A 26,779-nucleotide genomic window follows, 5' to 3' on the forward strand; every position below is an offset into this window, starting at 1 on the left:
GAACTGCCGGATTTGGACGAGCTGTTGCTGTGGGCATCACGAAATCCAAATCCACACAGAGATCGGTTACGTGAGCAGGTTGAACGAGGTGAGTTCGGCTTTGACCGCCACTAAACTAGAACGAATGTGACCATTGGTTAGGATTCCGTAGTCGGCGCTCCCGACCCCGTTCATGTACGTTTCCAGCTGCTCTACGTCATCAAGACCGAGGTCGTGGGAAGGCCGCTTCGTCTCACAGACTATGACCGGGAACGGTGGGTCACTATCATCGTAACACAGCACGTCCTTCCGCTCGTCTTCGAAGTTGACGTGACCCTCTCCGACCGTGCGCGACCAACCGAGTGCATCGGTGAATAGGTGGTCAACCAGACTGTACCGGAAATCGAACTCGCTCCCTTCCTGTCTGACCTCTTCGTGGATAGTAACAAAAGCCTCGTGGAGGTCTTTGAGCGCAGTAGCCGACATTACCCCTGCCTTGTCCGTCATATGTGTTAAATACCACCGGAAGGACTGACGGCGCGCTTATCGAGTTCGCCCCCGATTTGCCGTCCGTGGGCTTTTGACCTATCCCGAGGAAGGTCAGATATGTCGTTCAGCATGACGTGGAACAATCTTTTCGATAATGTGGAGGAATTACCCTCTGATGCAACACTCCTCACGCCGCTGTCTCGCAAGCCGTTCCGGGTGACCGATACACAGGAACATCGTATCCTCATCTCCTTCCGCGATGATGACGGAACAGTCCCACTTCAGCGCGAGCAGTTCGAGACGCTGTTCCAGCGGGTCGAAGACAGTCGGCAGGGGTTCGACCTCGACCGTCTCCCTCCCGATGCCGAACCATACGCGACAGTAATGAGTCTGCATCCACGGTTCGAGTTGGACGACCAAGAGGGAACGCTGAGCGAAACTGAAATGCCGACGAGTTCCCCGTTGGTTGACGCCCACGAGGTAGACACCGAGAAGGGCAAGCGCGAAGAGCCGGACATCCCCGTCTATGCTGACACGCTCCTGTTGATTGACGCACTGGAACGCCACGACCCGACCGACCTCGAAGGAATGGAGACGCCCGCGCTGGTGAACCTCTACACGCTCCTCTCTGACGTGCAACGGAACGCCAATGACCTGCGCCAAGACGTGCGGAGCGTTCTCCTCGACCGTCTCCACCACGACCAGCCAGTCTCGGGACAGTACGGGTCGGTCCAGCGCACGTCTCGGCGGAATCGTTCGCTAAGAGATGAAGAGGAAGTGCTGGAGATACTGGACGAGGAGGGTATTGACCGCGAGCGTGTGACCAGTGTAGACTCCAGCAAGGTCGATGAAGCCCTTGAGGTCACAGAACTCGCTGAGTCGGACGTATACGAGATTGAAGAGAGTGAATACGTACGCAAGGCCGAGGTTGACGAAGACGAGAAAGAGTCTCGACTCCAAGGGTTGAAAGATAGGTTGGCGGCAACAGACGAAGATACCGACGAGCTTCAGCAGGAAATCGAGGAACTGGAACAGCGGATTGACGACCTGACCAGTTTCGACTCCGCGTCAACGTTCCACACGAAGTCAGGGGGTTGAGCCGTAGGCAGTGTTTTGATTCAGACAATCTGCCCGGCCCGCCTTATCCCTTTTTTACATTCTCGGATGATAGGGATAACCATGCTGTGAATTCAGTCTATGCTGAAATCAAATCCGTCATTGGACTGGGGGGTTTTCGTGTTAAGTCCACTTTTTTGACTTGTCTACTTAGTGTCTACACATCTTCAGTCACGTTGGACTACTGTACTCTACTCGAAGATTGCGCGGAATGGCGCACCAAGGAGAGCCGTCCCACCAACCAGTATCAATGCAAACAACATAGGATTTGCAATTGCAAAGTCAGTCCACCAAGGAACAAGCCCCTTCTCAAAGTTACCGTTCATAATGGCAATGTAGGAGTTGTATGCCAGGAGGGACGCTATTATCAAGCACACTGCCGTCACCGCCTTACGAATGTCGCTCATTTTTATAGTTTTGATTGAAACGATTATTGAAACACCGAACAAGCAGACCAACGGGGTTACCTTACTCTAACTTCCGTAGAGTCGAACCTAATTTTCGGAAGATGGTTTCGGCTCGCCGGTCTGCACCTACATCAGAGGGCCATTCTTTCTCACTCCAGACAGGGACATAGACTCCTGAAGCCAGTATTTGGTTGGTGTACCCATCGTCAATGGACCCATGTAGTTTCTCGATTTTCATTTTCTCTGCCGCCTCATCCACTATTGAAACTCCTTTGAGATTTCTCTCAGAGTTACCACCACTGAATTCCTGACTCTCCACATCTTCTGTGAGTTCATTGAGGGCTTGAGCGAGTGGGGAATCCCCTTCGAACTCACCATCCTCTGGTGCGCCGAATCGGAACACAGAGATGTGGTCTCGACTGTCGTAGAAGTCCTTCATCATCTCCTGTGGGAAGTCGTAGAAGTCGTAGTTCCCGGCGACTTCAACCTCAGTTCGTTCACCGATGTAGTTTGGAATCCAGTGCTTCACTAAGCCCTGTTCGGACTCATATGCGAACATTCCGTTCTGGAAGTAGAATACTCGGGGTTGAACGACTTCCTCACTGCGTCGTTCCGTCAGTTCATCACCATCCCGCACGGTTTGACTATCTTCTTTGTCAGAAATGTAGTAGAAGTAGCAGAAAGAGAATTCATCATGGTCGGTACTGAGATAGGGATTCGACCCTTTTTCCTCCAGTTCTACGGGGTCTTCCCCTTCAACAACCACCCGTTCACTTCGCACTCGGAATGTATCATCAATCGCAGTGTGAAGTTCTTCAGGGTCTGGTCGCTCGTTTTCAGGAAGGTCAATCTTACCGAATCGGAATCTTGCTGTTTCAGACATGAATTCCACCTGCAATTTCGATAGGGATATACTTAAACGAATCGCCACCGGAGTGAAAGTGAAGTACGGACTCTCAGGCCTAAATGGTCCAATATTCATCCTAATCTGATTTCTGGATGGGTTTCGACTCCGGCAGAATTAGGTTCTTTCTACTCGCATATCATGGTTGATAGATTCGGAAAGTGTCAGGTAATCTTATCTCGCTCCTTCTCGAACTTGGGTGCGTCTTGGTTCTACGCGGTCCTTCTGACGGTCCACCCGGTTGTTGTTTGTCGCTCTGTCGTAATGACTCTCCAGAAAATCGTGAGTCTGTCCCCCTATCTGTAGTCGCTGCTTCGGTTTGTCCTGCACCCCTCAGTGATATGGCCCCGCCGGAGCGTATACGGGCTTATCGAGTCCAGACATTTCCTAACGGTGCTACTGAGAGATTAGTCGGTATCCATCTCGAAGGCTTCGGCTCGTAGTTCTCGCTTTTCACCCGGTGTTCGGGCGTCGTAGTGCTTTTCGAGCGTCTTCGTGCTGACGTTCATCCGGTCGGAGAGTAGTTCCTTGCTGTGACCGTCGTTCAACCATGCAGTAATCGCACTCCGTCGAAGCGCGTGCGGTGGAACCGATGAGGGACACCGCTGGGCCTGTTCCATCGTCGTGGCTTCGCACGTCTCTATGTCTCGACCGTGTGGGCAATCCTCAGAGTAGTGACAGGGTCGAGTGAGTGCGTTGATGTTCGCACGGAGATTAGAACCTACCGGACGGCCATACGAAGTGGTCAACAACGGCTCACGTCCGTAGTCGTCCGTCACGTTGTCTCTGTGCATCTCTACGTAGTCGTCCAGAACCTCAGAGACCCAACCGTGGATGTTCACTTCCCGCTCAGCTTTCCCTTTGTTCTTTAGCGGCGTGCCCTTCTCGGGGCGATGGTAGACTTCGACGTACTGTTCATCGGAGTGGTAGTCTCCGAGGTCGAGAGTTCGGACTGTTCCGAGACGGAAGCCGGTGTCCCACAAAAGGGCAAAGAGAGCGTGCCGCAGGGTAGCGTACTCGAACTTTTCCAGATACTCCAGAACCGCCTCGGCAGTCTCCGGGTCAATCTTGTCGTCACGGATGTCATCGTCGGGGTTCGGGAGAATCATGTTCTCCGCCACGTCGGAGCCCACGACTTCCATGCTTTCCAGCCACCGGACGAAGACACGGAGCGCACAGAGATTGTTGTAGAGCGTGACCTCGTTAATACCGCCGTTCTCGCGGCGGTGAATCTTGAAGTCGTGGATGTGGAAGCCGTCAAGATTTGAGATGTCGCCAAGACCGGATTCGTTCGACCACTCTACGAACCGTTTGAGCGCGTACTTGTGGTTCCGGTGGGTGGACTCTGAAACCTCGGGCTTGCGTTCTTTGAGATACCGTTCAACAGCGCGTTCGGGGGTCATGTTTCGACTCATTGGAGTTCCGAACCGCGCCCTGAAAGGGTCGAACGTGGAGGGGTGGTAGACGCATGAAGTGGTAATTGTTGAGGTGGTTAGTCCACCTCCACCGTGACTGTGGAAGGTCATGCGGTGCGGTCGGAACGGCCGAGAGCGGCAGCGAGAGGCCGTGACGCGGCGGTTCGAATCCGCCCCAACCCATCCGTTCGCTTCACACTTTTGACCGAGACCAGTCCTCTCGAAGCAGGTCCTGCCACAGCGACGTCCACGTGAATCCCAACCTGCCGCCGCACAGACTGTCGGATATCCGCCGGCGATAGTAACTCACACCGACGAGCGGAGCGTACCCGACCCCTTTTACCGCTCGGTAAACTATAGAGGATATGACCAGCAGCGAGTCCCACGCGTCGGCCGACGGCCCCGTCGCCGGGGAGACGGTTCGCCACGGGACGAGCGTGAATTCGAACCGCGCGTTCCCGACGGAGGGGTATCCGCACAACCTCGACCCGTTCGTCCTGTTCGAGCAGTTCTACATCGACCCCGACGAGGGGTTCCCGATGCACCCACACCGCGGCTTCGAGATCGTCTCGTACATGATTGAGGGCGGCATGGAACATGAGGACTCTCTCGGGGTCACGAACACCGCATACGAGAACGACGCGATGCGAATCACGACCGGGAGCGGGATACGCCACTCCGAGTTCCCCGCGGACGGGCGGGCCTGTACGGGCCTCCAGCTCTGGGTGAACCTGCCGCGGGCGCAGAAGGAGGTCGACCCGGACTACGTCGACGCGAGGGCCGAGGAGCTGCCGACGGCCCAGCGGGACGGCGCGACGGTCACGACGGTCGTCGGCGACGGCTCGCCCATCGGTCTCCAGACGCCGATGGAGTACCTGGACGTGACCGTCGCCGGCGCGTGGACGTGGTCGGTGCCCGACGAGTGGGCCGGGTTCGTCTACGGCGTCGACGGCAGCGGGACGGTCGAGGGACGGCCCCTCGCCGCCGGTGACATCCTGCCGGTCACTGACGCGCGGTCGGTGACGCTGCGGAGCGACGAGTCGCTCCGGGCCGTCGCCGTCTCGGGCCGCCCGCACGGGGAGCCGATTCGACAGCGTGGTCCGTTCGTCCTGTGAGAGCCGCCGTGGTGACTCGCTGACGGCCGAGAGCGGGTGTCCGTTCGAGGCTGGATATGTTTTACCAAATGGTAAAACTCTTTTGCGGGCGACCCCTGCCGTGACATATGGCAGATGTTGCAGTTGTCGGCGGTGGTCCCGCCGGTCTGAGTGCGGCACAGTACGCTGCAAAAAACGACCTCGAAACGATCGCCTTCGATACGGACGAGTCGTGGATGCACAAAGCGCACCTGTTCAATTACCCCGCCGTCCGGTCCATTAGCGGCGAGGAGTTCCTCACCATCGCCCGCGGGCAGGCCCGCGACCGGGGTGCGACGCTCCACGAGACGGAGGTCACCGGCATCGGGCAGACCGACGACGGGTTCGTCCTGACGACGGACGAGGACGAGTACACCGCGGAGTACGTTGTCCTGGCGACCGGCGGCGACCGGAGCCTCGCCGAGGACCTCGGCTGTGCGTTCACCGACGAGGACGTCGTCGACGTGACCGTCGACATGGAAACGTCCGTCGAGAACGTCTACGCGACCGGTGCGATGGGCCGAGCGGAGAAGTGGCAAGCGGTCATCGCAGCCGGTGACGGCGCGGCCGCCGTCCTCGACATTCTCTCGAAAGAGAAAGGCGAGTACTACCACGACTTCGATATGCCGTCAGACGTGCCGGAACTCTAATGATGCAGTCAGATTCGGCTCCCACAATGAATGCCGCTACTATCCCAAATCGCACTGTTGGAAACGCTCGCGTGCCGTCGGTGGTGAGCGCCTGATGACACCCGAACTTAACGTCGTGTTGCTCGTTGTCGGTCGTGTCCTCTTCGGCGGCCTCCTCGCCTTTACTGGCCTGAGTCACTTCACGCAGACCGAACAGATGGCCGGTTACGCCGAGTACAAGGGGCTCCCAGCGCCGCGACTCTCCGTCCTCGCGTCAGGTGGGCTCCTCATCCTCGGTGGGCTCGGTGTAACCGTGGGCGTCTTCCCAGTCGTCGCGGCGGTCTGTCTCGCCGCGTTCCTCATCGTCTCGGCGGTCGCGATGCACGACTTCTGGGCCGTGCCCGACGAGGACCGACAGGACGAACTGAACAGTTTCCTGAAGAACGTGACACTCGCGGGCGGGGCACTCGTCGTCGCCGCGTCAGCAACCGGAACATGGGCGCTCAGCGTCGGCATCAGCCCTCTCTGACGCTGGCTGTTCGGCCCAATCTACTGAGACGGGTACAGTGAGTCGAGAATGAAGTCGTTGACGGCCCGCTTGGCTTCGTCGGGTGCGTCCTCGTGGCCGAGCGCGATCCGTCGGCCGCGGGCCGCGTGAATCACGTCCGTGATGAGCTGGCCCATCAAGTCAGCATCGACATCGCGAAACGCGCCCTGCTCAACTCCGTCTTCGATGACAGTCGAGATGCTTTCTCGAAGGCGGTCGTAGTGCTCGTTGAACAGCGCTCGGTGCTCCGCGTCGTTTTGCGCGTAGGCGTACAGTTCGTGGTACACCTTCATCCGGTCCCAGTGCGAGAAGTCCTCAAACTCCGGACCGAACAGACATCGGTCGATGCGGACATCAAGCTCCGTCCGGGGGTCGGTTTCGTCGTCAACCTCGACGCTGCCCTCGTACTGGTCGATAATATACTCCAAAAACGACGAAATCAGGTCGTACTTGCCGTCGAAATGGTAGTGGATCACCTGCCGGGACATCTCCATTTCCTCGCCGATATCCCGGACCCGCAAGTCCTTGTAGCCGTGCTTGCTCAGCGCCCGAAAGGTTGCCTCCATGATGACCTCTCGGGTGTCCTGTGGCGTGCTCTGCCCGTCCGATTCGCTCATGCCCTGTTTTATCGTGGTAGGCACATATCGGTTTCTCCATCCGGCGGGATTGCTGAGCCAGCGTCAGACCGACGCGTGCTCCACCGCACCACCGGGAGTGTCCGCCGCTGCTCACGCACGTTCGACGAACCGAGCGTCGGCGGAGGTGTGGCCCCGGTTGAACGACAGCACCTTCGCCCGGATCACGTCCCCAGCAGACACCGACGACGGCACGTCCTCCGTGAACAGGACGAATCCCTCGACTTTCCCGACGGCGACGCGGTCGCCGGAGTGGTGGTCGCTGAATTCGCTGATGCCAAACTCGTAGGTCTCACCGATCTCTACAGGTGGTTCTCGCTCCTGTGCGGCCTCGTGAGCGCGTTTCGATGCGCTGCTCTCTGAGCGACGGGTGATCGCGAACGCCAGCACGAGGCCCACAGCGAGGGCCACCCCGCCGGCGACGAGCCAGGTCGGTTCCATGCCAAGCGTTGCAGGACGGACGGATTAATACCTTTCAGACTCCGGCGACAGCGTTACAGTCCGAGACGGTCCAGGATTCCGCCGCTGGAATCAGAGTCCCCGCTCTCTGAGTCCCACTCTGTTGGTAGCTCTGCCGCGAGCGAGGCGACCTCGTCGTCGCTGAATCGTGGGTCCGCCGTCGCGTCGTCGAGCCAGTCCGCCCACTCCTCAGCCGTCATCTGCCCCTGTGAATCGACCTCCCACTGGTCGACCAGCGCCTCCCGGTCACGGAACGGGATGTCCATGCCGCTGTCGCCCCAGTATAGCGGGGAGAGCGCGAACTCGTGGGTATCGTCCTCCAGCCAGACGAGCCGGTAGGGGTAGTCATTGTAGCAGAACACGTCGTCCGCCGAGACGACGTCGCCGTTGGGGAGCTCCAGGGTCCGGGCCATCACGCTCACATAGGAGCTACCGACGTTTCAGCGTTGTGCGCGAACCGACACCGCTACGTGATCGGGTCGCACAGCGCCCACTCGTCCGCCTCTGGGTCGAGGTTCGATGGTTCCGCGCCGCGGGCTGTCACGATGCCAGCGTGGTAGTACATCGCCTTCAGTTGGAACACGGTGGGTGAGTGATAGACGCTGCCGTCGGTCAGCTCTGCGCGGCGGAGGTCCCCGTCGCCGGTCAGCACCCGCTGGCGGACCGCCTCGTCGCCGCGGAGGAACAGTTCGACGGTGAACTCCGGGTGGAGCGCGTGGAGGTACTCGACGAACTCGACGAGCGTCGGGGCCTCGTAACCATCTCGATGGCAGGCATAGAGCCCGTCAACCAGGAGTTCCGTGGCGGGGTAGTCGGAGACGACGCGGCGAACAAGCTGCCCCCACTGTGGGGCGATATCGATGAAGCGCCGGCGGGACCGCTGCCAGTCCTCGAACCGCTGTAGAGCGGCGTCGATGTCGCCGACCGTCCGGAGCGCGAACCTGACCACCTCCCGCCCCAGCGGTGTCAGCGTGAGTGTGCCCTGACCGGTCTCGATCAGATTCAGAAACGCCGCTCCGGCGATAGCCCCGTCGACGGCACCGACGACGTGGGACGCAAGCAGGTCCCGTGTGTCATCGTCGTGGTAGACCGTCAACGGCACCGCGATGTAGTTCTTCGGATGGTTGAGTCCGAAGTTCTGATCGGCGACACCCTGGGCACTGGCCTGAAACCGGACCGCCGAAGCGGCATCCATCGACCCGTGGCCGACCACGCGTGGCCGTTCCAGAACCGCGACTGAGCCGCCGGATCTGACGCCCAGCACACCGACGTTTAGCTCGCGGGCCATCGTCCGGGCGGCGGTTGAGATACCGCTCTGAGGCGCAGCCAGGAAGGCCACGTTGGCCTCGTTGAGCCGGTCGTGTGCCTGCACGACCCCGCGCTCGGCGTCGACGGCACCGTCACCGGTGTAGCCCTTCGCCTCGACGGCGATGAGCGGCGGCCGATCACCGAGTCGGTCGACGGACAGCAGGTCCGTCGAGAGCGTCTGTACGCCAACGAGGTCGGGATAGCCGGTCCCGACCCGGACGTGGTTGAACGGCGCGAGCGTCGCCTGTACGGACGCCTCGATAGGTGTGTCGTCCAGCCAGCGCTGCTGTGCGAACTGCGTGTCCGCGACGACGTAGGCGTCCTCGCGGTCGGTAAATAGCCTCTCTTTCGTCCGGGCGAGTACCTGTGGCTCGGAGAGTCCCGACGCCGCTGTGGCCATAGACGGCGTTCGCACAGGGCGGACATGAGTGTTCTGTCCCCGTTCGAAGCCCCTGTTCTGGGTCTCACCGGCAGTACTGTTATCATCTGATACGATAAGGGGATGATATGACTGTCCCACTTCCAGACAGCGTGCAGGACCGGTTCTGGGCGCGGCATTCGAATCCCAAGAGCGGCTGGTCGCGTGTGCCGACCGGCGCTGTCATCGTGTACGCCGTGTATCAACGGGACTGGCGGCTCCTGGCTGCGGCCTTCCTGTGGACGCTGGTCAACCCAGTCATATTCGCGCCGCCCGAGACTGAGGACGCCTGGATGACCCGTGCTGTGCTGGCAGAGCGGTGGTGGCTCAGGGAGCAGGACAGCGGAACGATGGGCCTCGATTATCCGAACGTCTGTAACACTGCCGGCGCGCTGGCGTCGATTATCGCCCTGTACGCTGCCTGGCGTCGTCGGCCGGTCAGCGCTGCAGTCGCAACGGTTGCGATGGGGGGATTGAAGCTCTGGTGGCTCCGCGAACTCGTCCAGAAGTACGACGCGCGTGAGGGAGAGACCAACGGACATAGGTAGGGTAGTGGCTGCCTGTTCGCGTCCGACAGGGGCCTGCGGATGCGACCGCAAAAGAGGAATGTCTCTGTCGGTCGTCAGTACTGGTGGAGCGGCTGCTGGCGGATCTTGGCTCGCAACTCCCCAATAGAGGGATCGCCGTCGCCGCCGAACTGCTGTGTCACCGAGTGGACCTCCTCGCGGGAGATCTTGACGTTGCCCTGCTCGATAACGTCGGCAGGTCGCTCACGGAGCTCACGAATCGTGCCGACCGCGAGCAGGAACGGAATGGCCCACGCAGAGAGCGTGTTGCCGCGGGTTTCGGGCATGGCCTCGAGCCACGCCTGTGCGTCGTCGAGGTAGCCCTCCGCTCGCTCGGTTACCTGCTCGATGACGGGGACCAGCGAGTCGACGTTGTCCGTGTTGCTCACGTCGCTGTGATCGAGTCCTTGCTCGTGGAGCAACTCCAGCGGGAGGTAGACGTTGTTCTCCTCTTCCATGTCCGTCGCGGCGTCCTTGGCGACGTTGACGAGCTGGAGTAGCAGGGCGAACGACCGGGCGTTTTCCTCCATCTGGGCGATCTGCTCGTCGGTGGCTTCGTGGGAAACCAGTCCGGTCACCAGCGTGCCGACGGTGCCCGCGGCGTACCAGCAGTACTCTTCGAGTTCGTCGAGCGTCTTGATTCGAAGCCCGCCGGCCTCGGCGTAGCGGTCGACGAACATCGCCATCCCATCGACGAGTTCCCGGACCGGCCCGCGGATCGTCCGCGTGGAGTGGTCGTCGAGCGTGTGAAACACGTCGACGATGCGGCCCGCGTTCTCGACGACTTCCCAGTCGGCGTTCGTCGTCGTGGGGATCCACTCTTCGACAGCGTCGTGGAACGACGACACGGTCGTCCCGCTCGATGGTTCGAGCGAGCGGCTGTACGTCTGCAGGAGTTCGGTCTGTACCGCTGGAGGGAGATGACCGGCGTCCTCGATAGTGTCAGCCACACGACAGAGGAGGTAGCCCAGACAGATGTCCCGGGCCATCGGTTCGTTGAGTTCCGAAATTGTGAGACTAAACGTCCGCGACACACGATGGACGGCATCGTAGCACCACTCGATGTCTTCCGAAGACGACCGGTCTGTGTGGTTCTGAGACATTCCCGACATCCGGGGTAGGGCATACGATGATAAAAATGGGACGGCTACGGTGTCAGTCTCGACCCGGTCACGGGTCGGTGTTCCGACAGACTCAGGAGTGTCCGAGCCTAACTCGACGTATGAACGGCACAGCAACGTGGGGGCTGCGACCGTGAACAATCGGGATACAGCAGTGTTGGTGCTGACGGTCGTTGCTGCGATTATCCTCCCGGGACTCGCAAACTGGGGCTTCAGCACACTTGGCTACCCCTGGGTCGGGAGCGCTGTCTGGGCGCTGGGGTACGGCCTCGGCGTCGTCTTCATCTGGTACGAGTGGGTCCGGCCGCTCGATATCACCGGCCCAGAGGGCGTTAGCGGGAGTGAGGACTCAAGCGAGTGACGTGCTGTTCGGCTCCCTGACTACACACTAGCAGTTTTTTTCGCCATGTCTTCTCCCGGAAACACACGTATTGGAAAATTCTCATACAACACCCGTGGTACCCGCCTGACAACATTTATAGCCGTGGTCGGCCCAACGTGAGATATGACAAACGAGGCACTCGGCGAGAGCCGTCCCGGAACGAGGGGACGCGCCGGGTGGACACGCGAGCAGGCGAGTCGGATCGCGCGCACCGACGACACCGTTGCCCCCATCGTCTATCCGCCGGAAACCGAACAGATTCCCGAGGTTCATATCTGGGACACCTGGTTCCTCCGCAACCGCGACGGCACGCTGGCGACAGTCGACGGCTACCGGGTCTGTTTTTCCCTGACGGCTCCGTCCGACTTGCTACCCGGCAAGCGCCACGACGTGGCGACCATCCGCTGTTTCTACTCTGACGACGGTCGCAACTGGCACAACGCTGGCCCGGTGTTCGAGGACGCACTGGGGCAGCGCCAGTGGGCCGGGTCCGCCCTGTATGATGACGACGGCAGCGTCTATCTGTTCTACACTGCGGCCGGCGAGGAGAGGGCCGAAGACCTGACATACACCCAGCGTATTGTCGGTGCAGGTGGCGGCAGCATCGACACGACAGACGGGTTCGAACTCTCGGGTCCGTGGACCCACCACGAACTGCTACAGCCCGACGGCGAACGCTACGAGCGCGAAGACCAGTCCCGCGGGATGATATACACCTTCCGCGACCCGTGGTTCTTCGAGGACCCGGAGACGGGCGAGACGTGGCTCCTGTTCGAGGCGAACACACTAGTTCCGGAGGGGAGCGACGTCTGTGGTGGCGACGACGCGTTACAGGAGTTCAACGGGAGCGTGGGCATCGCCCGCTCGCCGACGGGCGACCCGCTTTCGTGGGAGCTCGAAGACCCCCTGCTGGACGCTGTGGGCGTCAATCAGGAACTCGAACGGCCACACATCGTGTATCGGGACGGCCTGTACTACCTGTTCATCTCCAGTCACCTCCACACGTTCGCGCCGGGACTGGAGGGATTCGACGCGCTGTACGGCTTCGTCGCAGAGAATCTCCACGGTGACTACGTCCCGATGAACGAGTCGGGGCTCGTCGCCACGAACCCCGAAAACGCGCCGTTCCAGTCATACTCGTGGATGGCGTTTCCCCACGACGGCGAGGTGCTTGTCCAGAGCTTCTTCAACTACTACGACTTCGACGGCGAGACGCTGGACGAAATCGCTCATCTGTCCGAATCCGAGCAGATGCGCCGGTTCGGCGGCTCGCTCGGCCCGACGCTCCGGCTCGATGTCGAGGGGAGCCGAACGCGCATCATCGGAACGCTCGGGCACTGGCACATCCCGCTGGACGGCGAGGGACTGCCGCCGACGGACCGGGAACTGATTCGCCGCGGGCAACGGGCCGACGCCGGCACCGGGAGCTACGGCGCGCGGACGGGGTCAGAGTAACCGACACAGCGGCGTTTTCGCGGATACCGCTTACCAGACAGAGTCAAGTTCCCAGACGTCCAGCGACGCGACGGTCGCGCGCCCGCCCTCGGCAGACAGCGAGATACCGGTCGCGTCCTCGCGGGTCGGGTACACGCGGCTGGTCAGGCAGTGCCGTTCGTTGGCGAACACCTCGACGACAGAGCCGTCGACGAAGACGCGCAGCGACAGCGGCGCGTCGTACGGTCGGACCCGCATCGTCTGGGTGTCGCCGGTCGCCTGCGGGTCGGTGCTCGAGGCCGACCGGTCGACGGCGACCTCGCTCTCGTAGGTGTACCGGATTGGCGTCCGCTCCTCGCCGTCCGGCGATTCGAGGACGGACAGCTCGACGGCTTCGGCGTCCTCCAGACGGACCGTGGCGCGAAGCTCGAACGACCGGCTCTCGACCGGCAACGCCTCGGTGTCGACGGGGCCGAGGCGAACGGCGTCGTAGCCGGTGTGCTCGCCCCGTAGCTCGGTGAGTTCCGGGGCCGGCCGCTGGCAGAGGCCGCCGTCGTCGGCCAGGGACAGCTCCCGGGGCAGCGACATCGCGCCCGACCAGCCGGCGTCCCACTGCCCGCTCACGTCCCGGGCCTCGGGGAGCCACCCCCAAGTCAGGATGCGGCCGTCGTCGGTCCACATCGACTGCGGGGCGTAGAAGTCGCCGTGGTCGAGCTTGTCCCGGCGGTCGACCTCGAACTCGCCGTCCGCGTAGGTGCCCAGGAAGTACACCACGTCCTCGTAGTTCGAGATGTGGAGGAGCTGGCGGTCGCCGAAATCCAGCAGTTCCGGGCACTCCCAGACGGTGCCGGCGGTGTCGCGGTCGCCGGTGAGGATCGGGCCCTGATACTCCCAGTCCCGGAGGTCAGCGGACTCGTACAGCAGGGCCGCGCCGCCGCCGCCCTCCATGCCGGCCCCGATGAGCTGATACCAGGTCCCGTCCTCGCGCCAGACGCAGTGGTCCCGGAACTCCCCTTCCCAGTGCTCGGTGCGGAGCACCTCCGGCTCGGCCGGCAGCTCCTCGATGATGGGGTTGTCCGGGTCCTTGTCCCAGGCCGTGAGGTCGTCGTCCGCGGCGGTGGCGATACAGGGGAGCTGGCGCTTGTCCCGACCGCCGGTGTACAGCACGGTCGGGACGCCGCCGTCGTCGACCGCACAGCCCGACCAACAGCCGTCCCGGTCAGGCCCGTCGGGCGAGGGCGTGAGCGCGACCGGACGGTCCTCCCAGTGGACGAGGTCGTCGCTGACCGCGTGGCCCCAGTGGATGGTGTTGTGGAACGGGCCGACGGGGTTGTACTGGTAGAACAGGTGGTAGCGACCGTTCCAGTGGATGAGGCCGTTCGGGTCGTTGAGCCAGTTCGCGGGCGGGGTGACGTGATAGGACGGCCGGCACGGGTCGTCGTCGAGGCGCTTGCGTAACTGCCCAAACGTGTCGGCATCCTTCGGACGGCCAGTCAGCGGATGCCGGTCGTCGGTCGCCAGAAATCTCAGCGCGTTCTCGATGAGCGTCTCGCGGTTGCCCCGACACACGTCGTGGGTCGGCTGGGCGAACGCCACCGAAGAGCCCACCCCGAGCACCTGCCCGTCGCCGGGCTCCCAAGAGATGGCCGCCATCTGTTTGACCACGTCGGTGTCGCCCCGGACCGTGCTGGCGAGGACGTCCCCGGACTGTGGCGCGATGGACTCGTATCGCGCGTACGGAATCGTCACGCCCGGGCCGCGGGTGTGGACGCGCAGGGTGTCGTAGTCCGCGTGGATCGGGTGGTCGGCATACAGGGCCTGCCAGAGGTGGCCGGTCGGCTCGGGGATCTCCTCCCAGCCGGTCGCATCTGGCGCAACCGCCTCGAATCCCAGTGGTTCGACGGCCGAGAGCGCGCTCAGCGTCAGCAGGAGCGAGCCGCCGTCGCGGACGTACGCGGCTAGCGCTGGCGCGTCCGCAAGGGCTCGCCCGTCGAACAGTTCGTCCCGGTGCCACCAGAGGACATCGTACTCGGTGGGTTCGACAGAGGAGAGTGCGCACCGCTCGGCATCGTCGAGTGTCTCCTGACACCAGTCGTAGGCCGACGCCTGCTCGTCCGTACAGGTGTCGGCGTAGAGGCAGCCGATGCGTGGCGAATCTGCCATTGCCCGTTATCCCTGCCTGAAATATAAAAACATTCGGCAATCGTTTTTGAGTGAATGTGCACGATATTGTGTATTGCGGCGTTGCTGTGGGCAGCACCCATCCGGCAGCCCACTGGCTGCCTACAGCGTAGCCTCACCCCGCTCAGCGACAGTGTACAGAGACAGTCAGGGAGGGCTAACAGCCAGAGCAGTAGCTGACAGCGGACTATCGATGAAAAAGCGAGCAGAGCCGGTCAGTGGACGCGAGCGTTGCGGGCCTCGGCCTTCCAGTCGATGACGGTTTCATGACAACTGGGACAGACGAACTCGGTGAGCTTTGTCGTCTGATCGTTGTATGACATCCGCGTGCCACAGTTGGTGCAATCCATTATAATTGTATATATTCTACTATGGGATATAAATTTTCTCCTGCACATGGTCGGCCCGGGCGGGAGACGGCCTGACACGGCTGAATTGTGCTATCTCCTCACATGGATCGGATCAGAAGCTCCCGTCTGTGTCGACAGCGCCACCGCGACACAGTTCTCCAGAGCGAACAGACAATCGACGGGTAGCTGAGAGCGCGTGGCTGGCTGGGACTACGACCCGCCGTGTCCCGTCGGGTCGATTTTCGGGTCGGTGCTACCGTCCTCGATATCCGAGCGGTCGGTCGTGTCAGTCGGCGACAGCGAGCGCTCGTCAGCGGTCGTTATGTCCGGATCCGGCGTCGTCTCAGTCCCGACGAAGCGGTCGTCCACGTCGCCGGGGTCGCCATCGAGTCTGGCTTTCGCCCTCGAAAGCCGCTGTTCCACGGCATCGAGTTCCGCTTCCAGGTGGTCGATGGCGTCCGGATAACAGTCTCTGGCGTCTGCGAGGGCAGTTTCGAACGCCGCTTTTGCCGTCTTGTACTCCGCTAACGCGGCGTCGGGCTGGCTGGCGTCGGCGTACCAGTCCCCTGCCTCCATCGCGTCCGTCGCAACCGCCCGTCGCGCGGTGACGAGGTGCTCCGCGACGGTCCCCCGTCGGTCCCGGACCCGCTCAGGGTCGCCAGCGAACCGGCGTTCATCCGCCCCCCAGTCGAGCTCGAGGACATTTCGGTAGGCTTCGAGCGCCTCGGCCCAGTGTTTGGCGGCAACAGCGGGGTCCTGCGCCGCGACAGCCTCGTTGTCGGCTGCAGCCGCAGTGCGCAGCGGCGACTGTTCGAGGTCATCGATGACTGTTTCGAGTCGGTCACGCTCGGCACGGATGTCGGCAAGTTCTGGAACGCCCTCGGTCGGAAGTGAGAGAATCTCGTCATACTCCGCTCGCGCCACCTCGTAGGCGTCGTACGCCGCCTCGAATTCGCGCCCTCGCCAGCGCTGCTCACCGGTGTCGACTGCCCGTCGAGCGCGGCTGCGACGGACCTCCGCGAGTGTCGCAGTGTGGCGTTCTCGCACCGTGGTAACGCGGTCTTCGAGCGCGTTCGCATCGTCGGACGGCCCGAACTCCGTGGCCGTTTCACCGGCCACGTCAAGGCGGTCCCCGGCTTCCAGCACCGTCGACAGTGCCTGCTCGTAGTCCCCTTGATCGCGCTGTTCTGTTGCTCTCACGAGCATCCGCTTGACCTCGTCCAAGATATTCTCGACGCGAACCCACGCCTGTGACGCATGGGAAAGATACGCGGTCAGGTCGACGATTCCCTGTTTGCCACAGTGAACCCGCCACTCCGTCCCACCACACCGCCGGAGCGTGATCTGACCGTGGCCCAGCGAGTGGTCTCCCGCGACCTGATCGATATCGACGTGTGGGACGGCGAACCGCCTGTCGCCGTCGTCGTTTCCCACTAGCACGATGAGTCGCCTGTCCGTCACGACGCCGATCATGCGGTAGTTGCTGCTCGGCTGCACCGTCTCGCCAGACTCCGACGTACCGAGTTCGACGCCGTGTTTGCGGCTGGTGAGAGCGAACCGTGGGGTCTCGTCGTCGTCGACGGCTGCCAGTGCTGGCTCGTCGTGGAGATAGCCGGTCGAGAAGAGCCCGCCCGGACCGGTGCGGGTGAGGATATCAGGTGGATCCTCCAAATTATTTAATTTGATAATTTTTCCCATTACCGGAGCAAAATACACCTGAAGACTTGAGTTTGACTTATGAATTCTGATACTGGTGTAGTAAATTACTGCAGTCTTCACCTGAATTGCGCTGTCGCGTTCCCGTCAGGCCGCGGCCGTCGATATCCCGCGTATCTCGCCACGCCGTCCGTCAGCCGGCAGACGGCTGTCTGACTTGACTTTAGGTATCATGCTCGCATAGCCGAGCATATGCCACGTACTCGTCTCAGCGGGAGTCCGTCTCAGAAGCGACGGGGTGGTGACCTCGCAACTGACGCGACCGGCCTCGGAATCGACACTGACGTATTCGAACTGCTCTCGACTGGTCGCGGTCACAAAATGGCACAGTCCGAGCCCAGAATCGCACAGTGGCTGGACTGCTGGCGGAATCCCTAGTTGGTCTCGACGAGACGCGCCGCGATCCGCTGTGCGCCGATAGTCGGTGCGATGTCCGGTTCGTCGGCGGCGATGACTTCGATATCGCGGTTCAGTTCCGCACTGAGTCGCTCCTCGAACTCGTCGACGATACCGGGAATGCAGGCCATGCCGCCGGTGATGGCGATTGGCCGGTCCAGTGCTAGCTGGTACACTTTCATGTAGTCGTTTGCCAGCTCCGGCAGGAACGTGTTCGCCAGTTCGTCGACGGCGTCGTCGAGGTACTCGTTGACCGCGTCCATCACAGAGCGCTCGATGGTGAACTCGTGTGAGCCGCCGCCGGGCTGCTGGATGATGTCCGTGAACGGCTCGAAATCGACGAAGTCGGCGTGCTCCTCCTTGTATTCGCGAGCAGTCTGGTTGTCTATGTTGACACGGCCCTGGGTCTCTTCTTCGACGTAGTTGGCGATCATCCGGTCGACCTCGTTCCCGGTCACTGCGCCCGTCGTGAACGGCGAAAGTTGTTCGCCGCGGCGGTACGCAGAGGCTTCGAGGTTCGTCGACCCCATGTTGACAGCGACGAATATCTCGTCGATGGCTTCGAGGTCGTCGCCGAAGGCCGGGATGGAGCCACACAGTGACTCTGGATAGCTCTCGACGAGTTCCAGCCCGATCGAGGAGTTCTCGATGACGTTCTGGAGGTTCTCCAGCCCAGTCGGATTGTCGATGGTCGGAATAGCGTACACGACGCCGCTGTTTGCCGGGATGTCGTGTTCCTCGATGATCGCCTCGAAGAACGTCTTGGTCATCTCGGCCCGGTCGGCGTCCTCTGGCAGTCCCGACCGGAGCATGTACTCGACACGGTCCGGATACTCGCGAGCCGCTTCCTCGCCGTAGAGGATTTTCTCCTCGCCGGTCAGGGCGTCTTCGTACGTCGCCATGCACGTCAGTGTCTTGATGATCCGGTTCTCCGTGCCGTGTTCGCCCGGCAGGGCAATGACAGTCCGGGTACTCCCGAGCTTGACCCCGACCGGAACAGCGGCAGCGCCGCTTGACGACACACCGGCGTCTGATTCGGACCCGGTGTCGTCGTCCGCATCCTCGTCACTCATATACGGTCGTCCTTGTCGACCGCCCGATATATATCCTCTCCCTAGTATTCAGGACTGATAGCTGTCCCCTCGGGTGACTGATACTGCAGCACCCTCGATATCAGGAATGTGATGGAAAGAACTGCTGCTGAAAACGAGCGTTATGTCATCGCGGTGAGCTTCGCGATGTAGACGAGGCTCAGCATGTGGTCGTCGACGCTCAGCTCGTTGTCGTCGTTGGTCGCCGACTCGTCGATGCCGAGCAGATAGTCCGAGAGGTCGTCCTGTACGTCCTCGGTGATCCAGTCGATAGAGCGGTAGTAATCGAGCGCTTCGTCGGCCCCCTGATACCCGGAGTGCATCAGCAGGAACTCCAGCCACTCGAAGACCACGAACTCTGCGGCGTAGGTCTCGGGCAGCGCTTCGAGATAGGGTTTCTCCTGTGCGTCACCACCGAGGAACGGCAGGAGTTCACGGTAGAGCCCGGAACGGAACGAACTCCCCGCAAGCACCTCTTCGTCGGAGTCGTCGAGCCCCATGTCGAGGTCTGTCGGGTCCGGAACGTCCTCGTCGCCCATCCCGTTGCCCCGCTGACGAGCCATCTTCCGTAACTCGTCGAGGTCGTAATCACGCGGGTTGATGGTCATGATACTGACCCTTCAATCTACACAATCATAAATCTTGCACACCGTCAGACGGCCGTCATGCACACGCTCGCGGGCATTTCGGTCTCGTCCGCGTTCCGTCCCCCAGTTGCGAGGTTGATAATCGGGACCACATTTTTATAGTGGCTCGGAGTCGACCTGTGGATACTTGGATGATGAACCGGCAATCAGAAACCGGTCCAGCCCGCTTCTGTGTGACCAACGCGAAAGGCGGGACCGGAAAGACGACAGTTGCTATCAACGTAGCCGGTGCACTGAACGACCGCGGCCGGGACGTCCTCTTTATCGACCTCGACCCACAGGGCAACGCCACGGAAGGCGTCGGTCTCGTTGAGGCGTACGACGCCGACCCGCCGACGCTGTTCGACGCACTGACTGGTGACCCATCGGCGCTGGGTGACCTCATCTGCGAGGGTGAGGAGATGGACGTGATCCCCTCCAGCATCGATATGCTTCAGGCCGAGCACGAACTGACCATCGCCGACCTCATCGCCCGGGTCAACACCCAGGGCGGGGATATCGACCAGGCCGCGCTGGCCTCGTTCGCTATCAACATCACGCCAGAGATGGTTACCGGGTCACACGCGCTCGACACGCTCGACCGGGCGCTGTCGACGCTCGACGCCGAGTACGACTACGTTATCATCGATTGCCCTCCGTTCTACGGGAAGCTGACCGACACCGGTATGTACGCCGCACAGAACGTCCTCATTCCCGCGCTGACTGAAGCGACCTCCGAGCGAGCCATCGAACTGCTGATGGACCAGATGGCCGCGATGGAGCGCCAGACCGACGCGTCGATCAACACGCTCGGCGTCGTCGCCAACCGGGTCGAAACGACATCCGAGGACGAGACGATGCTCGAATGGTTCAACATGGCATTCCCGGACAGTCCCGTCTGGGAGGTCCGCAAGCGGGTCGCGCTCCAGCGCGCGTTCAGCGCCGGCCAATCGATTTTCGCGACAGAGGAATCGTGTGATATGGCGGCTGTCTTCGAGGACATCGCCGCAGAACTCGACAAGCAGTTCGGCTTTACCGACACAGAGGTACCAGCATGAGTGACGACGAACGTATGGACAGAGCGGAGCGCATCCGACAGATGCGCGAGGGGAACAAAGCAGAGACTACCGACGACACCGAGGAGACGGACGATGCCTCCGCGGATGGGTCCAGTGACCACTCCGACGACAGCGGAAACGAGGAGACGCCGGTCAGGGCCGGTGACGCGGAACCGTCGGCCGCCCAGAGCGACGACGCGCCTGAGGAAGCGGCGGCCGATGGACAGACTCCTGACGACAACGGCAGCGACACGAACGCCGACGGCGCAACCACTGCCCAGACCGATACTGACGCGATGGCCGCCGCACAGCGAGCGGCCGAGGCCTCCGCACAGATGACCGGTGAGAACGTCGACGCCGGTGTTACCGACCAGCCGACGGACGACCTTTCGGCCTCGGCCAGCCCGATGCAGGGGCCGACCGGCGTTGAGTTGCCGGACCAGGAACTCATCGAGGAGGCGATGGCGTCGGACAACACCGCCACGACCGAAGGTGGCGCTCGCGCCGCGGCTATCGATGACGACGCGACCCAGACAGAAGAGCTGGTCCGGGTACTCGAGTTCGCGCTCGGTGACGAGTACTACTGTCTCGACATCGACTACGTCGAGGAGATCGTCAAGCGCGAAACGGTCACTCGCGTCCCAAATACCGAGGACTACGTCGAGGGCGTCGTCGACCTCCGGGGCCAGATTACGACGATTCTCAACCCCAAGGTGATGATGGACATCGACAGCGACGGGACCGAGAATCTCATCGTCGTCTTCGACGCAGGCGTGTTCGAGGAACAGGGTGCGATGGGCTGGATCGTCGACGAGGTCCGGCAGGTCGTCCCCGTCGCCGAGTCCGAAGTGAACACCGCCCCGGTCGACGGCGAGTACATCAACGGCGTCGTCGACCGTGACGACGAGGACGAGTTCGTCATCTGGATCGAACCCGACGACGTTCTCGGGAACGCAACCGCGGACGGCGAGGACTGACGCTACTGTTTTCAGCTTGATTGCATCCCCTCATGACGGAATAGCTGCCGGACCGCAGAGAGAGTCCGCCCAGCACAGCGGCTCCGCTTCTCATGTCGGAGATCTTGAATCGGCTACTCACTGACCGACAAGAACGGGGTTCGAGAGATGCGCCGTCAGGACTCGCGCCACTTCTGGCCGCAGTCGACGCAGGTGAACAGCCGAACCTCGTAAGAGCCACCCGGTTTCGGCAGCATCTCGTAGTAGGCCTGGTCGCTGTCGCAGTCGTCCGCCGGACAGGGCTCCTGCATCGTATCGGTAGCGTCCTGCGTCGCGTCGGCCACGGCAGGTGCCCCGTCGTCCCGCTGTGCATCCTGGGTCGCCATCGCCGCTTCTGCTTGCGAGTCCCGGGGTTCCTCGTTTTCACAGGAGCGACACACCCAGGTGTCGCCCTCCGTGTGCATTACCGAGCCACACTCGTCACAGAATTGCATATAACGTCGGAATACACGGGTGTCGGATATATGTGTTAACTTCCGCTCCCCCGTGGGTTTCAGGTACCCGCTCATGCTGACGGCCGTGAAAATCTCGCGTCTTTGAGAGGGGTATCCGGGCCGTTTTCCCGCCCCTTACTCACTGTCCGGCTTCTCGCCGTGGAGGTCCAGTTCTTCGCTGACGAGATCGACCGCGTTCTGGATGGCACCCACCGTCCCGAGATAGCCTGCGCCCACGGTCGTCTTGAGCGCCAGCGCGGCCCCGCCGGTGAGGACAGAGGGGCCGACCTTCGCCACGGCGTCGTCGCCGACCGAGACGAGCCAGCCCGGCACGTTGAACTGGTACTGGGTCAGCCGGGGCTGGAACTCGCCGTGGCCACCCTGTGACCGTTCGACGAGTGTTCCGATGTTGTCAGCGGCGACGCGGGCCTCGCGGATGGCCGCCGCCGCGCTCGCCGGCACGGCCTCGCCGTCGCTGTCGACGACCCGGGCCGCGTCGCCGACCGCGAAGGTGGACTCGCCGAGTCGGAGGTCCGCCCGGACGACGGGCCGGTCGGAATCGAGCGCCGGTGACCCCTCGATACCGCCGGTCCAGACGAACTGGTCCATCGGCAGGTCCGAGCCGTCCGCGAGCGAAATGGCGTCGGCGTCGGCTCCAGCCACGCCGGTCCCGGTCATGACTGTCACGCCGGCGTCGACCAGCGCGTCGTGGACCGCCGACTGAAACGACGGCGGGAACGACGGTGCCACGGCGTCTTCCTGCTCGAGCAAGCGGATCTCGATATCACTGTCCTCGCGCATCTCGGCCAGTTCGCCGGCCACCTGCACGCCCGACAGGCCAGCGCCGCCGACGACCACGCGGTCGCCGTCACTGAGGGTGTGGAACCGCTCGCGGATCGCGCGCGCGTCATCGAGGCGCTTCAGCGGCGTCGCGTGCTCGCGCACGCCCGGGAGGTCATAGAACGCCGTCTGCGCGCCGAGACACACCGCCCCCACGTCGTAGGACAGCGTCTCCGACTCGTCCAGCGTCGCAACGCCGGCATCAGGGTCGACATCGGTGACCGTCGCCTGTCGGATTTCACAGTCCAGAACGGCGTCGAGGTCGACGGTAATTTCCTCGGCCAGCGACGGCCGCCGGACGACCCGGTGGAGTTCGTGCTGAACGAGATGCTCGGACTGTTCGTCGACGACGACCAGCGAGACGCTATCGGGGAGTATCTGTTGGAGCTTTCTGGCGAGCGTGAGCCCGGCGTACCCGGCTCCGAGAACGGCGACACGCATGCCGTTCGCTTGGAGCTAGACGCTGAAAGGCCTGCCTCCATGGGACAGACAGGCGAGCGATCATCGTACCATTTATATTAATGCACCCTTCCGATTAGGCTAGCCTAAAATGGACGACGGTGCCGAGTTACTTGTCGGCGAACTGTTTGCGTCCCTTGCTGAGGAGGGGCGGACAGAGACACGTGAAGCGTTGCTGGAAGTGTACCAAGACAGCGCGGTCCGGGAGCGGGAAGCGCTTTCGCGGACGTTGCTGTCTGAACTACTGGCGCTGTTAGACGCCCGACTCGACCGCGATGCGGAGGTCGAGATACTGGCGAACTCGGTCGGCTCGCTGGTAGAACGGTTTTCAGCTATCGTGCAGTCAATCCCTGCCGCGGTGGTCGTAATCGACGCGGACAGGTCGATTCAGTTCTGGAGCGACGGTGCCGAGCGACTGTTCGGCTGGAACGAGAGTCGGGTGACCGGCCGTTCGTACGCCGAGACGCTTGCGGAGTCGCCGGCGACACTCGACGACCTGCTATCCTCTCTCGTCTCCGGAGAGTCGCTCACCGGCGTTGAATCCTCCCACCGGCACGCCAACGGGTCGACGCTCGACGTGCAGTTGTGGGGAGCGCCGCTCGCCGGCGAGAGTACAGACGGTGCGTCGTTGTTTGTCACCGACATCTCGGAGCAGAAACAACGCGAGCAGCGGCTCATGGTCCTCAACCGCCTGTTTCGGCATAACATCCGTAACGACGTGACCGTCATCCGCGGGCATCTGGACCTGCTCAGCGACGAACGCCAGAGTGAACATATCGATATCATCGCGGACCGTATCGAAGATATCCGTAGTCTGAGCGAGGCCGCACAGCAGATTGAGCAACTGCAACACAGCGACGAGACGGAACGGCGAACCTTCGACCCGAGCGCACTGCTCTGTGACCGGATCGGCCGTCTGCGGACCGAGCAAGCGACCCTTGCCCTTCGGCAAGACGTGCGCGTCACGGGCCGCGTTGTCGGTCACGAACTGCTCCCGTATGCGCTCGACAACGTCCTCGACAACGCAGTGGAACACAACGACGCTGAGACGCCCCGTATCGATGTGACTGCCGAGCCAGCGAGCGGAAGCGACCGCGTCATCTTCCGGATAGCTGACAACGGTCCGGGGCTTCCTGATACGGAGCAGTCGGTCCTCACAACTGGAACAGAGACACCGCTCGCGCACAGCACGGGCACGGGGCTGTGGCTCACGCAGTGGATCGTCCGGGAGTCTGATGGGTCGATCTCGGTTTCGGAGAGCCGGTTCGGCGGGACCGAAGTCGAGATCCGCCTCCGGCGGCCAGTCGACTGACTCAGAACAGCGCCTCGTCCTCGTCGAGAATCTGTGTGGGGCCGCCGACCTCCCAGACGCGGGTGTCGACGCCACAGTCGGCGACCGCCTCTTCGACGCGGCCGACATACTCATCAGTCGTATTGATGTAGACGCTCGCGCCGGTGTCGACGGAGAAGTACACCGGCACGTCCTCGGCATTCCGGAGTTCCCGGACGGCGTTGAATATCTCGATGGTGCGGGGCTGCCAGTACACCCAGCCGGCCGGTCCGGTCATCGTCGCGGCGGCCAGCGAGAGCGAGTCCTTCTCGGCGAGGTCGAAGACGGCGTCGAAATCGCCGTTGTACAGCGCGTCGCGCATATCCGAAATCTGGCCGTGGATGTGGGCCATCCGCGACTCGAACATGTGGCTCTCGGCAGCCTCTTTGTGGGCTTCCTCGGTTTCCTTGTAGGAGGGAACCATCCCGGCGACGATCCGCAGGTCGTCTTCCAGGTCCGTCTCGATGCGCTCGCTCCGGCAGTCTTTGTCGTTCATCCCGGTCCGGAGGTGCGAGAACGCGCCGGTCACGGCACGCGCGGCCGACGAGGACCCGCGGCGCGCGACCGTCGAAATCTCAGGCCGCGTCATGTCGAGGCCTGCCGCCTCGACGAGAGCCATCGCCGCGGCGGCAAAGCCCGACGAGGAGGAGCCAAACCCGATGTTCGTCGGGAAGTTGTTCGCCGACTCGAAGCGGACACCGTGGTCGATGCCGGCGAGGTCGCGGACGTGGTCCACGACGGCGTCGATACGTTCGGCTCCGCGGCCAGTGACCTCCTCGCCGTCGATGACGTACACGTCTTCCTCACGGTCCGGGTCGAAGGCGGCCGTCGTCTTCGAGTGGCTCGGTGCGGTACAGACGGAGATGCTGTCGTGGTACGGCAGTCGCAGTTCCTCGTCGCGCATCCCGTGATACTTGACCAGCCCCTGAATCGGATGTGCCTTCGCGGTCGCTTTCATATCTCACCCTTCCGGGCCGGTCACTTTGCTATTGCGAACCGCCGGCGCCGGCGCGGTCGGCAAACGGCGTCAGTACTCGGGGTTCTCCTCGCGGATGCCCTCGCGCTTGTTGACGAGGCGAGCGAGCGTGAACAGGGCGTCAGAGAGGCGGTTCAGGTAGATGATAGCCGTCTCGTTGACGCCAGCCTCCTCGGCGGCAAAGGAGACGCAGCGGCGCTCGGCGCGGCGACAGACCGCGCGGGCGTGGTGAAGCTTCGCCCCCGGCTCCGACCCGGAGGGGAGGATGAACGATTCGAGCGGGTCCAGCTCCGAATCGGCCTCGTCGATGAGATCTTCGAGCGTCTCGACGTGGGACTCCTGTATCCGCGGGTCGTCCTCCTCTGGGCTGGGGTTGGCGAAGTCGGCCTGAACGATGTGGAGGTGGTTCTGGATGACCCGGAGCTTTTCATCGATATCGTCGTGGCCGGTCGGCCTGACGACACCGACCAGCGCGTTCACCTCGTCGACAGTGCCGTACGCCTCGATACGGCGGCTGTCCTTCGATACCCGCTCCATGTTCCGGAGATCTGTCTGGCCCTGATCGCCGCGACCGGTGTAGATAGTCATAGCTTAATCTGGCACTGCCAGCGTCTTATAGCCGTGGGCGAATCCTTTGGGAGCGTGGGCGGCCGAGCCATGTGCCGACTCTGGGCTCTCAGCCCCGCGCTTAGAGCCGGCGGCGGACCTCAGAGAGCGCAGCCGGAGAGATATCCAGCTGGGCAAACAGCGCCTCACGTTCGTCGTCGTCCCCGTGGCCGGCGACGAAGCCGTTGAGCCGGGCGGCGACCGTCGAATCGACAAACGCGTCGCCGTATGTGTCTTCGAGTTCGTCGGCGACCACTGGCGTCGAGCGGAGTTCGTACTTCTGGTGGTACCCCTCCGCCAGATAGAACCGGTCGAGGGTTTCGATTGCCGTCTCGACGGACTTCCCGGTCTGCGATTCCAGTTCCTCACGCGTCCGCGCTGCGGTTTCGCGCTGCTGGTCGTCGTGGGCTAACACCACACCGCGATACTGGCGCTTCAGGGGCGCGGAGAACGGCGCATGGTTCGCCCAGAACACGTTCAGCAGGCCCTCGTAGCTCACCGTTTCCGGGTCGTACTCGACCTGCACGACCTCTGTGTGGTCGCCCAGCGAGTAGTAGCTGGGCTCCGGCTCGGTTCCACCGGCGTAGCCCACTCGCGTCCTGACCACCCCCGGCATCGCGCCGAAGCGGGCGTCCGGGCCCCAGAAACAGCCCATACCGAACGTCGCTGATGCTGTCGCCGCCGGCCCCGGTGCCTCGGCATCGACAGCCAGTGCTGTGGGATGGGTTGGCTCGTACGCACTCGGAGTCATACTTGAA

At 62.4% G+C, this 26,779-nt stretch carries 30 protein-coding genes; 11 read left to right on the forward strand and 19 right to left on the reverse strand.

What is annotated here, in order from left to right:
• Nucleotides 1–66 precede the first annotated feature (66 nt).
• Nucleotides 67–465, reverse strand: coding sequence for a type I restriction enzyme HsdR N-terminal domain-containing protein (locus D3D01_RS18465; protein ID WP_233563496.1), 399 nt, complete (start codon nucleotides 463–465; stop codon nucleotides 67–69).
• A 120-nt stretch (nucleotides 466–585) separates the two neighbouring features.
• On the opposite strand from D3D01_RS18465, the gene D3D01_RS18470 reads away from it, so the two are divergent.
• Nucleotides 586–1,566, forward strand: a complete 981-nt coding sequence (locus D3D01_RS18470; protein ID WP_121513267.1) for a hypothetical protein — start codon at nucleotides 586–588, stop codon at nucleotides 1,564–1,566.
• A gap of 209 nt (nucleotides 1,567–1,775) precedes the next feature.
• Here the strand turns inward: D3D01_RS18470 and D3D01_RS18475 are convergent, their stop codons facing one another.
• The 3 genes from D3D01_RS18475 to D3D01_RS18485 form a co-directional block, all read right to left on the reverse strand.
• Nucleotides 1,776–1,991 carry a hypothetical protein gene (locus D3D01_RS18475; RefSeq protein WP_121513268.1) on the reverse strand — a complete coding sequence of 72 codons (216 nt, stop codon included), beginning with the start codon at nucleotides 1,989–1,991 and terminating at the stop codon, nucleotides 1,776–1,778.
• Nucleotides 1,992–2,052: 61 nt separating this feature from the next.
• Complete coding sequence (locus tag D3D01_RS18480) at nucleotides 2,053–2,874, reverse strand: hypothetical protein (RefSeq protein ID WP_121513269.1); 822 nt, start codon at nucleotides 2,872–2,874, stop codon at nucleotides 2,053–2,055.
• A 428-nt stretch (nucleotides 2,875–3,302) separates the two neighbouring features.
• Complete coding sequence (locus D3D01_RS18485; protein ID WP_121513270.1) at nucleotides 3,303–4,310, reverse strand: site-specific integrase; 1,008 nt, start codon at nucleotides 4,308–4,310, stop codon at nucleotides 3,303–3,305.
• Nucleotides 4,311–4,675: 365 nt separating this feature from the next.
• On the opposite strand from D3D01_RS18485, the gene D3D01_RS18490 reads away from it, so the two are divergent.
• The 3 genes from D3D01_RS18490 (at nucleotide 4,676) to D3D01_RS18500 (ending at nucleotide 6,601) form a co-directional block, all read left to right on the forward strand.
• Nucleotides 4,676–5,425, forward strand: coding sequence for a pirin family protein (locus tag D3D01_RS18490; protein ID WP_121513271.1), 750 nt, complete (start codon nucleotides 4,676–4,678; stop codon nucleotides 5,423–5,425).
• Nucleotides 5,426–5,532: 107 nt separating this feature from the next.
• Complete coding sequence (locus tag D3D01_RS18495; RefSeq protein WP_101350498.1) at nucleotides 5,533–6,093, forward strand: NAD(P)/FAD-dependent oxidoreductase; 561 nt, start codon at nucleotides 5,533–5,535, stop codon at nucleotides 6,091–6,093.
• A gap of 94 nt (nucleotides 6,094–6,187) precedes the next feature.
• Nucleotides 6,188–6,601 carry a DoxX family protein gene (locus tag D3D01_RS18500; protein ID WP_121513272.1) on the forward strand — a complete coding sequence of 138 codons (414 nt, stop codon included), beginning with the start codon at nucleotides 6,188–6,190 and terminating at the stop codon, nucleotides 6,599–6,601.
• A 20-nt stretch (nucleotides 6,602–6,621) separates the two neighbouring features.
• Here the strand turns inward: D3D01_RS18500 and D3D01_RS18505 are convergent, their stop codons facing one another.
• From D3D01_RS18505 to D3D01_RS18520, 4 genes are all read right to left on the reverse strand, one after another.
• A complete protein-coding gene (locus D3D01_RS18505; protein ID WP_101350500.1) occupies nucleotides 6,622–7,236 on the reverse strand; it encodes a TetR/AcrR family transcriptional regulator in 615 nt (204 codons plus the stop codon).
• 111 nt (nucleotides 7,237–7,347) lie between these two features.
• Nucleotides 7,348–7,695 carry a TRAM domain-containing protein gene (locus tag D3D01_RS18510; protein WP_121513273.1) on the reverse strand — a complete coding sequence of 116 codons (348 nt, stop codon included), beginning with the start codon at nucleotides 7,693–7,695 and terminating at the stop codon, nucleotides 7,348–7,350.
• Nucleotides 7,696–7,748: 53 nt separating this feature from the next.
• Entirely contained in the window at nucleotides 7,749–8,126 is a 378-nt protein-coding gene (locus tag D3D01_RS18515) for a hypothetical protein (RefSeq protein ID WP_121513274.1), read from the reverse strand.
• A 53-nt stretch (nucleotides 8,127–8,179) separates the two neighbouring features.
• Nucleotides 8,180–9,421: a hypothetical protein gene (locus tag D3D01_RS18520; RefSeq protein ID WP_121513275.1), complete on the reverse strand. Its 1,242-nt coding sequence runs from the start codon at nucleotides 9,419–9,421 to the stop codon at nucleotides 8,180–8,182.
• A gap of 107 nt (nucleotides 9,422–9,528) precedes the next feature.
• Here D3D01_RS18520 and D3D01_RS18525 point away from each other — a divergent pair, with 107 nt between their 5' ends.
• The gene (locus tag D3D01_RS18525; RefSeq protein WP_121513276.1) at nucleotides 9,529–9,987 is read left to right on the forward strand and encodes a DUF6653 family protein; all 459 of its coding nucleotides are present in this window, start codon (nucleotides 9,529–9,531) and stop codon (nucleotides 9,985–9,987) included.
• 74 nt (nucleotides 9,988–10,061) lie between these two features.
• Here the strand turns inward: D3D01_RS18525 and D3D01_RS18530 are convergent, their stop codons facing one another.
• Nucleotides 10,062–11,108: a phytoene/squalene synthase family protein gene (locus tag D3D01_RS18530; RefSeq protein WP_053968971.1), complete on the reverse strand. Its 1,047-nt coding sequence runs from the start codon at nucleotides 11,106–11,108 to the stop codon at nucleotides 10,062–10,064.
• A gap of 151 nt (nucleotides 11,109–11,259) precedes the next feature.
• On the opposite strand from D3D01_RS18530, the gene D3D01_RS18535 reads away from it, so the two are divergent.
• Nucleotides 11,260–11,487, forward strand: coding sequence for a hypothetical protein (locus D3D01_RS18535; RefSeq protein ID WP_232794466.1), 228 nt, complete (start codon nucleotides 11,260–11,262; stop codon nucleotides 11,485–11,487).
• Between the two features lie 144 nt (nucleotides 11,488–11,631).
• Nucleotides 11,632–12,963 carry a glycoside hydrolase family 68 protein gene (locus D3D01_RS18540; RefSeq protein WP_121513277.1) on the forward strand — a complete coding sequence of 444 codons (1,332 nt, stop codon included), beginning with the start codon at nucleotides 11,632–11,634 and terminating at the stop codon, nucleotides 12,961–12,963.
• Nucleotides 12,964–12,993: 30 nt separating this feature from the next.
• Here D3D01_RS18540 and D3D01_RS18545 read toward each other — a convergent pair whose 3' ends face one another.
• The 3 genes from D3D01_RS18545 to D3D01_RS18550 all read right to left on the reverse strand — a co-directional run bounded on the left by D3D01_RS18545 (nucleotide 12,994) and on the right by D3D01_RS18550 (nucleotide 17,144).
• Nucleotides 12,994–15,105 carry a glycoside hydrolase family 32 protein gene (locus tag D3D01_RS18545; RefSeq protein ID WP_121513278.1) on the reverse strand — a complete coding sequence of 704 codons (2,112 nt, stop codon included), beginning with the start codon at nucleotides 15,103–15,105 and terminating at the stop codon, nucleotides 12,994–12,996.
• A 233-nt stretch (nucleotides 15,106–15,338) separates the two neighbouring features.
• Entirely contained in the window at nucleotides 15,339–15,473 is a 135-nt protein-coding gene (locus D3D01_RS24870; protein ID WP_023843340.1) for a hypothetical protein, read from the reverse strand.
• A gap of 210 nt (nucleotides 15,474–15,683) precedes the next feature.
• Entirely contained in the window at nucleotides 15,684–17,144 is a 1,461-nt protein-coding gene (locus D3D01_RS18550; protein WP_233563498.1) for a hypothetical protein, read from the reverse strand.
• A 237-nt stretch (nucleotides 17,145–17,381) separates the two neighbouring features.
• On the opposite strand from D3D01_RS18550, the gene D3D01_RS18555 reads away from it, so the two are divergent.
• Nucleotides 17,382–17,567, forward strand: a complete 186-nt coding sequence (locus tag D3D01_RS18555) for a hypothetical protein (RefSeq protein ID WP_101350508.1) — start codon at nucleotides 17,382–17,384, stop codon at nucleotides 17,565–17,567.
• Here the strand turns inward: D3D01_RS18555 and D3D01_RS18560 are convergent.
• Both D3D01_RS18560 and D3D01_RS18565 read right to left on the reverse strand, forming a co-directional pair.
• A complete protein-coding gene (locus D3D01_RS18560) occupies nucleotides 17,564–18,658 on the reverse strand; it encodes a rod shape-determining protein (protein ID WP_101350509.1) in 1,095 nt (364 codons plus the stop codon). The genes D3D01_RS18555 and D3D01_RS18560 overlap by 4 nt on opposite strands.
• Nucleotides 18,659–18,798: 140 nt before the next feature.
• The gene (locus D3D01_RS18565) at nucleotides 18,799–19,284 is read right to left on the reverse strand and encodes a FlaD/FlaE family flagellar protein (RefSeq protein WP_101350510.1); all 486 of its coding nucleotides are present in this window, start codon (nucleotides 19,282–19,284) and stop codon (nucleotides 18,799–18,801) included.
• A 170-nt stretch (nucleotides 19,285–19,454) separates the two neighbouring features.
• On the opposite strand from D3D01_RS18565, the gene D3D01_RS18570 reads away from it, so the two are divergent.
• Nucleotides 19,455–20,360 carry a ParA family protein gene (locus D3D01_RS18570; protein ID WP_101350511.1) on the forward strand — a complete coding sequence of 302 codons (906 nt, stop codon included), beginning with the start codon at nucleotides 19,455–19,457 and terminating at the stop codon, nucleotides 20,358–20,360.
• A complete protein-coding gene (locus D3D01_RS18575) occupies nucleotides 20,357–21,337 on the forward strand; it encodes a chemotaxis protein CheW (RefSeq protein WP_121513280.1) in 981 nt (326 codons plus the stop codon). Before D3D01_RS18570 ends, D3D01_RS18575 begins: the two co-directional genes overlap by 4 nt.
• A 155-nt stretch (nucleotides 21,338–21,492) precedes the next feature.
• Here D3D01_RS18575 and D3D01_RS18580 read toward each other — a convergent pair whose 3' ends face one another.
• Together D3D01_RS18580 and D3D01_RS18585 are read right to left on the reverse strand one after the other, a co-directional pair.
• Entirely contained in the window at nucleotides 21,493–21,810 is a 318-nt protein-coding gene (locus D3D01_RS18580) for an RPA12/RPB9/RPC11 RNA polymerase family protein (protein ID WP_121513281.1), read from the reverse strand.
• Between the two features lie 135 nt (nucleotides 21,811–21,945).
• The gene (locus D3D01_RS18585; RefSeq protein ID WP_121513282.1) at nucleotides 21,946–23,091 is read right to left on the reverse strand and encodes an NAD(P)/FAD-dependent oxidoreductase; all 1,146 of its coding nucleotides are present in this window, start codon (nucleotides 23,089–23,091) and stop codon (nucleotides 21,946–21,948) included.
• A 109-nt stretch (nucleotides 23,092–23,200) separates the two neighbouring features.
• Between D3D01_RS18585 and D3D01_RS18590 the strand changes: the two genes are divergently transcribed.
• Complete coding sequence (locus D3D01_RS18590) at nucleotides 23,201–24,421, forward strand: PAS domain S-box protein (RefSeq protein ID WP_101350515.1); 1,221 nt, start codon at nucleotides 23,201–23,203, stop codon at nucleotides 24,419–24,421.
• Nucleotide 24,422: 1 nt separating this feature from the next.
• Here the strand turns inward: D3D01_RS18590 and mvaD are convergent, their stop codons facing one another.
• The 3 genes from mvaD to msrA all read right to left on the reverse strand — a co-directional run bounded on the left by mvaD (nucleotide 24,423) and on the right by msrA (nucleotide 26,772).
• Entirely contained in the window at nucleotides 24,423–25,397 is a 975-nt protein-coding gene (gene mvaD / locus D3D01_RS18595) for a phosphomevalonate decarboxylase MvaD (RefSeq protein WP_121513283.1), read from the reverse strand.
• Nucleotides 25,398–25,466: 69 nt separating this feature from the next.
• Nucleotides 25,467–26,003 (reverse strand): cob(I)yrinic acid a,c-diamide adenosyltransferase, encoded by a 537-nt coding sequence (locus D3D01_RS18600; RefSeq protein WP_053968960.1) that lies wholly within the window; start codon nucleotides 26,001–26,003, stop codon nucleotides 25,467–25,469.
• 100 nt (nucleotides 26,004–26,103) lie between these two features.
• Nucleotides 26,104–26,772 (reverse strand): peptide-methionine (S)-S-oxide reductase MsrA, encoded by a 669-nt coding sequence (gene msrA, locus D3D01_RS18605; protein ID WP_121513284.1) that lies wholly within the window; start codon nucleotides 26,770–26,772, stop codon nucleotides 26,104–26,106.
• Nucleotides 26,773–26,779: the final 7 nt, after the last annotated feature.

Origin of the sequence: Haloarcula sp. Atlit-7R (assembly GCF_003666065.1) — an archaeon.
Classification (GTDB): Archaea; Halobacteriota; Halobacteria; order Halobacteriales; family Haloarculaceae; genus Haloarcula; species Haloarcula taiwanensis.